The following is a 7,192-nucleotide window of genomic DNA, read 5'->3' on the forward strand; positions in this document are numbered from 1 at the left end:
CTTGCGAGAGGCCCGACCACAGCGGACCCGTACCGTTGTCTCCCGTGACCCAAACCGGCCCCGCCACCGGCACCCCCTACGCCCGCCTACGCGACTGGTTCCGCGCGCACCCGCTCGCGTTCGACGCGACCATCGCCGCCGGCGCGCTCGTCGCCATGATCGCCGGGTCGTTCACCGACCCGCACGGCAGCCCGGACGGGCCGACGTTCGGGGACCACAGCCCCGACGTGTGGAGCGTGCTGATCATGGTCGCGGGCGCGGCCGCCCTCGTGATGCGCCGCCGCAGCCCCTTCGCGGTGCTCTCCTTCACCGTCACGATCAGCCTCTTCGAGCTCGTCAACGACAACCGTCCCGCCCCGATCGCGATGGCCGCCGTCGTCGCGCTGTACACGGTCGCCTCCCGTACCGACCGCCCCACCACCTGGCGGGTCGGTCTCGTCACGATGGCGGTGCTGACCGCCGCGGCCATGGTCTTCGGGCCGACCCACTGGTACGCGCAGGAGAACCTCGGCGTCTTCGCCTGGACCGGCATGGCCGCGGCCGCCGGGGACGCCGTCCGCAGCCGCCGCGCCTTCGTCGACGCGATCCGGGAGCGCGCGGAGCGGGCCGAGCGGACCCGCGAGGAGGAGGCCGGGCGCCGGGTCGCCGAGGAGCGGCTGCGGATCGCCCGCGACCTCCACGACGTCGTCGCCCACCACATCGCCCTGGTGAACGTCCAGGCCGGCGTCGCCGCCCACGTCATGGACAAGCGCCCCGACCAGGCCAAGGAGGCCCTCGCGCACGTCCGCGAGGCCAGCCGTTCCGCCCTGGACGAGCTGCGCGCCACCGTCGGTCTGCTTCGCCAGTCCGGCGACCCGGAGGCCCCCACCGAGCCCGCCCCGGGCCTCGCCGTCCTCGACGGGCTGCTGGACAGCTTCCGCAAGGCCGGTCTCCCCGTCTCCCTGGCCCGCGCCGACGAGGGCCTGACGCTGCCGGCGACCGTCGACCTGGCCGCGTACCGGATCGTGCAGGAGGCCCTGACGAACGTCCGCAAGCACGCGGGCCCGGACGCGAAGGCCGAGGTGAGCATCGTCCGGGTGGGCCGTACGGTCGAGATCACCGTCCTCGACAACGGCACGCCCCGGACGGTCCCGCCGCAGGCCACCGAGCTGCCCCCGGTCGGCGGCCACGGGCTGCTCGGCATGCGGGAGCGGGTCGGGGCGCTCGGCGGCACCCTCACCGCCGCCCCCCGCTACGGCGGCGGCTTCCGCGTCCAGGCGATACTGCCGGTGACGTGCCGCACGGGGGAGGACAGCACATGACGATCCGGGTACTGCTCGCCGACGACCAGGCCCTGCTCCGCAGCGCCTTCAAGGTCCTGGTGGACTCCGAGTCCGACATGGAGGTCGTGGGGGAGGCGCCCGACGGCGCCGAGGCGGTCGCGCTCGCCCGTGCCACGCGGCCCGACGTCGTCCTGATGGACATCCGGATGCCGGGCACCGACGGCCTCGCCGCCACCCGGATGATCACCGCCGATCCCGAGCTCGCGGACGTACGGATCGTCATGCTGACCACCTTCGAGGTCGACGAGTACGTCGTGCAGTCGCTGCGCGCCGGCGCCTCCGGCTTCCTCGGCAAGGGCGCCGAACCGGAGGAGCTGCTCGGCGCGATCCGGATCGCGCACGCCGGGGAGGCGCTGCTCTCCCCGGCCGCCACGAAGGGCCTGATCGCCACCTTCCTCGCGCAGGGCTCCGGCGCGGAGCCCCTCGGCGAGGGCGCCGCGGCGCGCTCCGAGCGGCTCGCCGCGCTCACCGCGCGGGAGCGGGAGGTCCTCGTCCTCGTCGCGGGCGGTCTCTCCAACGACGAGATCGCCGAACGGCTCGACGTCAGCCCGCTCACCGTGAAGACGCATGTCAACCGGACCATGGCCAAGCTCGGCGCCCGTGACCGGGCGCAGCTGGTGGTCACGGCGTACGAGTCCGGTCTCGTACGCCCAAGGGTGGAGTGACCCGAGGGGCGGGCGTACTCCAGACGCGGTATGCGCGGCATAAGGAATTGGGCCCGGGGGCCGAGGATCGGGCCCTTCTCATGGCTGATCGTATAAGCGGACACCCCTGGGGACCCCTGCGGGTGTCCGGCCGCCGAGTACGCCACAGAAGAGAGTCCCCATGTCCTGGCTGTCCAGATTCAGCCTCGCGCAACGGGCCCTGATCGGGCTGATGTCCCTCGTCGCGCTCCTCTTCGGAGTGATCGCGATCCCGCAGCTGAAGCAGCAGCTGTTCCCCTCGATCGAGCTCCCTATGGTCTCGATCCTCGCTCCGTACCAGGGCGCCTCGCCCGACGTGGTCGAGAAGCAGGTCGTCCAGCCGATCGAGAACAACCTCAAGGCCGTCGACGGCATCAAGGGCATCACGTCCACCGCCTCCGAGGGCAGCGCCGTCATCATGGCCAGCTTCGACTACGGGGACGAGGGGACCAAGCAGCTCGTCGCCGACGTCCAGCAGGCCGTGAACCGGGCCCGGGCCACGCTGCCCGACTCGGTCGACCCGCAGGTGGTGGCCGGCTCCACCGACGACATCCCGACCGTCGTCCTCGCCGTCACCTCCGACAAGGACCAGCAGGCGCTCGCCGACCAGCTGGAGAAGACCGTCGTCCCGGTCCTCGAGGACATCGAGGGCGTCGCCCAGGTCACCGTCGACGGGGTGCAGGACCTCCAGGTCTCCGTCACGCCCGACGACCGCAAGCTCGCGGCGGCCGGCCTGAGCCCGATGAAGCTCTCCGAGGCGATCAGGAACGGCGGCGGCACCATGCCCGCCGGTGCCTTCTCGGAGGCCGGCAAGAGCCGCACCGTCCAGGTCGGCGGCGGCTACACCTCGCTCCGCCAGATCGAGGACCTGCGGATCAAGCCCGAGAAGGGCAGGGCGGTCCGTCTCGGCGACGTCGCCACGGTCGAGCAGGAGGAGTCGCGCCGCGTCTCCATCACCCGCACCGACGGCAAGCCCAGCCTCGCCGTCATGGCCACCATGGACAAGGACGGCAGCGCCGTCGCCATCTCCGACGCGGTCCAGGAAAAGCTGCCCCAGCTGCGCAAGGACCTCGGCTCGGGCGCCGAGCTGACCGTGGTCTCCGACCAGGGCCCGGCCGTCGCCAAGTCGATCTCCGGCCTCACCACGGAAGGCGCGCTCGGCCTCGTCATGGCCGTCCTCGTCATCCTGGTCTTCCTCGCCTCGCTCCGCTCCACCCTGGTCACCGCGGTCTCCATCCCGCTGTCGGTCGTCCTGGCCCTCATCGTGCTGTGGACCCGTGACCTCTCGCTGAACGTGCTGACGCTCGGCGCGCTCACCATCGCCATCGGCCGGGTCGTCGACGACTCGATCGTGGTCCTGGAGAACATCAAGCGGCACCTCGGCTACGGCGAGGAGCGCCAGGCCGCGATCGTCACGGCGGTCAGGGAGGTCGCCGGCGCGGTCACGTCCTCGACGCTCACCACCGTCGCCGTCTTCCTGCCGATCGGTCTGGTCGGCGGCATGATCGGCGAACTCTTCGGCTCGTTCAGCCTGACCGTCACCGCCGCGCTCCTCGCGTCGCTGCTCGTCTCGCTCACGGTCGTGCCGGTCCTCTCGTACTGGTTCTTGCGCGCCCCCAAGGGCACCCCGGAGGACCCGGAGGAGGCCCGCAGGCTGGCCGAGGAGAAGGAGAACAGGAGCAGGCTGCAGCGCGCGTACGTGCCGGTGCTGCGGTTCGCGACCCGGCGCCGCCTCACCAGCGTGGTCATCGCCCTCGTGGTGCTCTTCGGCACCTTCGGGATGGGCGGTCTGCTGAAGACCAACTTCTTCGACCAGGGCGAGCAGCAGGTCCTGACGGTCAAGCAGAAGCTGGCGCCCGGCACCAGCCTCGCCGCCTCCGACGAGGCCGCGAAGAAGATCGAGAAGGTCCTCGCCGACACCGAGGGCGTCAAGGACTACCAGGTCACCGTGGGCTCCTCCGGCTTCATGGCGGCCTTCGGCGGCGGCACCGGCTCCAACCAGGCCTCCTTCCAGGTGACCCTGGAGGACTCCGCCTCGTACGAGAAGACCCGCGACGCGATCGACGCGGCGCTCGGCCGGCTCGACGGCATCGGCGACACCTCCATCGCGGCCGGTGACGGCTTCGGCAGCCAGGACCTGAGCGTGGTCGTCAAGGCCGGCGACCCGGAGGTCCTGAAGAAGGCCTCGGAGCAGGTCAAGAACGCGGTGGCGGAGCTGAAGGACGTCACCGACGTCCAGAGCGACCTGTCGCAGTCGGTGCCCCGGATCTCGGTGAAGGCCAACGAGAAGGCCGCCGACGCGGGCTTCGACGACACCACGCTCGGCATGGTCGTCTCCCAGGCCGTACGTGGCATCCCGGCCGCCAAGGCGACCCTCGACGACACCGAGCGGGACGTCCTGATCACCTCGGCGAAGCCGGCCACCACCCTGGCCGAGCTGAAGGCGCTGCCGCTCGGCCCGGTGAAGCTGGGCGACGTCGCCACCGTCGAGCTGGTGGCGGGACCGGTCTCCATGACGCGGATCGACGGTGCCCGCGCGGCGACGATCACGGCCAAGCCGACCACCGACAACACCGGTGAGGTCAGCGCGGCGCTCCAGAAGAAGATCGACGGCCTCGGCCTCCCGGACGGCGCCGCCGCCTCCATCGGCGGTGTCTCCGAGGACCAGGCCGAGGCGGCGAGCAGCATGGCCCTGGCGATGCTCGCGGCCGTCGCGATCGTCTTCATGCTCCTGGTCGCGACCTTCCGCTCGCTGATCCAGCCGCTGATCCTGCTGGTCTCCATCCCGTTCGCGGCGACCGGCGCCATCGGCCTGCTCGTCGCCACGGGCACGCCCATGGGCGTCCCGGCGATGATCGGCATGCTGATGCTGATCGGCATCGTGGTCACCAACGCGATCGTCCTGATCGACCTGATCAACCAGTACCGGGCCCAGGGCCTGGGCGTGGTCGAAGCGGTGATCGAGGGCGGGCGGCACCGTCTGCGCCCGATCCTGATGACGGCTCTGGCGACGATCTTCGCGCTGCTCCCGATGGCGCTCGGCGTCACCGGCGAGGGCGGCTTCATCGCGAAGCCGCTGGCCGTGGTGGTGATCGGCGGTCTGATCACCTCGACGCTGCTGACCCTGCTGCTCGTCCCGACGCTCTACGCGATGGTGGAGCTCCGCAAGGAGCGCCGCGCGAAGAGGAAGGCGGCGAAGCGGGCGGCGAAGGGCGGCGGCGAGGGCGACGCGCAGGTCCCGCCGCAGGCGAAGGAGCCGGCCGCGGTCTGATCCGTACCGCATGACGAAGGGGCGCCCCGCGAGTGCGGGGCGCCCCTTCCGTCCGTCCGTACCGAGGAATCGTTACGGCAGAGCCAGCATCCGCTCAAGCGCCAGCTTGGCGAAGCTCTCGGTCTCCTTGTCGACCTGGATCTGGTTGACGAGGTTGCCCTCGGCCAGCGACTCCAGGGTCCACACGAGGTGCGGGAGGTCGATGCGGTTCATGGTCGAGCAGAAGCAGACCGTCTTGTCGAGGAAGACGATCTCCTTGCCCTGGTCGGCGTAACGGTTCGCCAGTCGGCGGACGAGGTTCAGCTCGGTGCCGATGGCCCACGTGGAACCGGCCGGGGCCGCCTCCAGGGTGTTGATGATGTACTCGGTCGAGCCCACGTAGTCCGCGGCGGCGACGACCTCGTGCTTGCACTCGGGGTGGACGAGCACGTTCACGCCCGGGATGCGCTCGCGGACGTCGTTCACCGAGTCCAGCGAGAAGCGGCCGTGCACCGAGCAGTGGCCCCGCCACAGGATCATCTTGGCGGCGCGCAGCTCCTCGGCGGTGAGACCGCCGTTCGGCTTGTGCGGGTTGTAGACGACGCAGTCGTCCAGGGACATGCCCATGTCGCGGACGGCGGTGTTGCGGCCCAGGTGCTGGTCCGGCAGGAAGAGCACCTTTGTTGTGCCGGGCTCCCCCTGCTCGAAGGCCCAGTTCAGGGCCCGCTCGGCGTTGGACGAGGTGCAGATCGTGCCCCCGTGCTTGCCGGTGAAGGCCTTGATGTCGGCCGAGGAGTTCATGTACGAGACGGGCACGACCTGCTCGGCGATGCCGGCCTCGGTCAGCACGTCCCAGCACTCGGCGACCTGCTCGGCGGTGGCCATGTCGGCCATCGAGCAGCCGGCCGCGAGGTCGGGCAGGACGACCTTCTGGTCGTCGCCGGTGAGGATGTCGGCCGACTCGGCCATGAAGTGGACACCGCAGAAGACGATGTACTCGGCCTCCGGCTTGGCGGCGGCGTCGCGCGCGAGCTTGAAGGAGTCACCCGTCACGTCGGCGAACTGGATGACCTCGTCGCGCTGGTAGTGGTGGCCGAGCACGAAGACCTTGTCCCCGAGCTTCTCCTTCGCGGCGCGGGCCCGCTCCACGAGGTCCGGGTCGGAGGGCGACGGCAGATCGCCGGGACACTCCACCCCGCGCTCGCTCTTCGGGTCGGCTTCGCGACCGAGCAGGAGCAGGGCGAGCGGCGTCGGCTGCACATCCAGGGGCTGGGCGGTGGTCACGTCACGCACCCTTTCTTCGGGGTCTTCGGGAAACGCTTTTCGTCGAAATGACGCTATCTATCATAACCGCTTCACGTCAGGATGACGATGGCCATAGTGTCGATGTGACGAATTCGCTGTCCGCGCTCCTGGACATGGTGTGCGAGCATGAAAGAGGGAAGACCCCACTCGGCCCGGAATGAATCCGGGGCACCGTCGGTTGCAACCGTCGGCAAGCAGTCTCCGTACACCACCGGGAGAGAAGCAGATGTCCGTATCGGACGAGAAGACCACTGTCAGCGACGGCATCCTCCTGTCCGACGCCGCCGCGGCCAAGGTCAAGGCCCTCCTCGACCAGGAAGGCCGTGACGACCTGGCCCTGCGCGTCGCCGTTCAGCCCGGCGGCTGCTCCGGCCTGCGTTACCAGCTGTTCTTCGACGAGCGTTCGCTCGACGGCGACGTCGTGAAGGACTTCGACGGCGTCAAGGTCGTCACCGACCGCATGAGCGCCCCGTACCTGGGCGGCGCGTCGATCGACTTCGTCGACACGATCGAGAAGCAGGGCTTCACCATCGACAACCCGAACGCCACGGGCTCCTGCGCCTGCGGCGACTCGTTCAGCTAAGCCTGAAGAACCGAGAGGGCGGCGGCCCCGGGAATCCCCGGAGCCGCCG

At 70.4% G+C, this 7,192-nt stretch carries 5 protein-coding genes; 4 read left to right on the plus strand and 1 reads right to left on the minus strand.

Translation table 11 applies throughout. The features are described from left to right. Positions 1 to 44 precede the first annotated feature (44 nt). The 3 genes from ACWGN5_RS37160 (at position 45) to ACWGN5_RS37170 (ending at position 5,276) form a co-directional block, all read left to right on the plus strand. The gene (locus ACWGN5_RS37160; RefSeq protein WP_453522824.1) at positions 45 to 1,301 is read left to right on the plus strand and encodes a sensor histidine kinase; all 1,257 of its coding nucleotides are present in this window, start codon (positions 45 to 47) and stop codon (positions 1,299 to 1,301) included. Then, positions 1,298 to 1,987: a response regulator gene (locus ACWGN5_RS37165; protein WP_453522825.1), complete on the plus strand. Its 690-nt coding sequence runs from the start codon at positions 1,298 to 1,300 to the stop codon at positions 1,985 to 1,987. The genes ACWGN5_RS37160 and ACWGN5_RS37165 overlap by 4 nt, the downstream gene beginning before the upstream one ends. A 160-nt stretch (positions 1,988 to 2,147) precedes the next feature. Further along, entirely contained in the window at positions 2,148 to 5,276 is a 3,129-nt protein-coding gene (locus ACWGN5_RS37170) for an efflux RND transporter permease subunit (protein ID WP_453522826.1), read from the plus strand. Between the two features lie 72 nt (positions 5,277 to 5,348). Here ACWGN5_RS37170 and nadA read toward each other — a convergent pair whose 3' ends face one another. Next, positions 5,349 to 6,539: a quinolinate synthase NadA gene (gene nadA, locus ACWGN5_RS37175; protein ID WP_453522827.1), complete on the minus strand. Its 1,191-nt coding sequence runs from the start codon at positions 6,537 to 6,539 to the stop codon at positions 5,349 to 5,351. 247 nt (positions 6,540 to 6,786) lie between these two features. Here nadA and ACWGN5_RS37180 point away from each other — a divergent pair, with 247 nt between their 5' ends. Further along, the gene (locus ACWGN5_RS37180) at positions 6,787 to 7,143 is read left to right on the plus strand and encodes a HesB/IscA family protein (protein ID WP_018848827.1); all 357 of its coding nucleotides are present in this window, start codon (positions 6,787 to 6,789) and stop codon (positions 7,141 to 7,143) included. Positions 7,144 to 7,192: the final 49 nt, after the last annotated feature.

The organism is Streptomyces sp. NPDC055815, assembly GCF_053616475.1.

Bases quoted from the DNA above. Each gene is read 5' to 3' on its own strand.
- ACWGN5_RS37165 (WP_453522825.1), top strand. From the start codon at position 1,298: ATGACGATCCGGGTACTGCTCGCCGACGACCAGGCCCTGCTCCGCAGC.
- ACWGN5_RS37170 (WP_453522826.1), top strand. From the start codon at position 2,148: ATGTCCTGGCTGTCCAGATTCAGCCTCGCGCAACGGGCCCTGATCGGG.
- ACWGN5_RS37180 (WP_018848827.1), top strand. From the start codon at position 6,787: ATGTCCGTATCGGACGAGAAGACCACTGTCAGCGACGGCATCCTCCTG.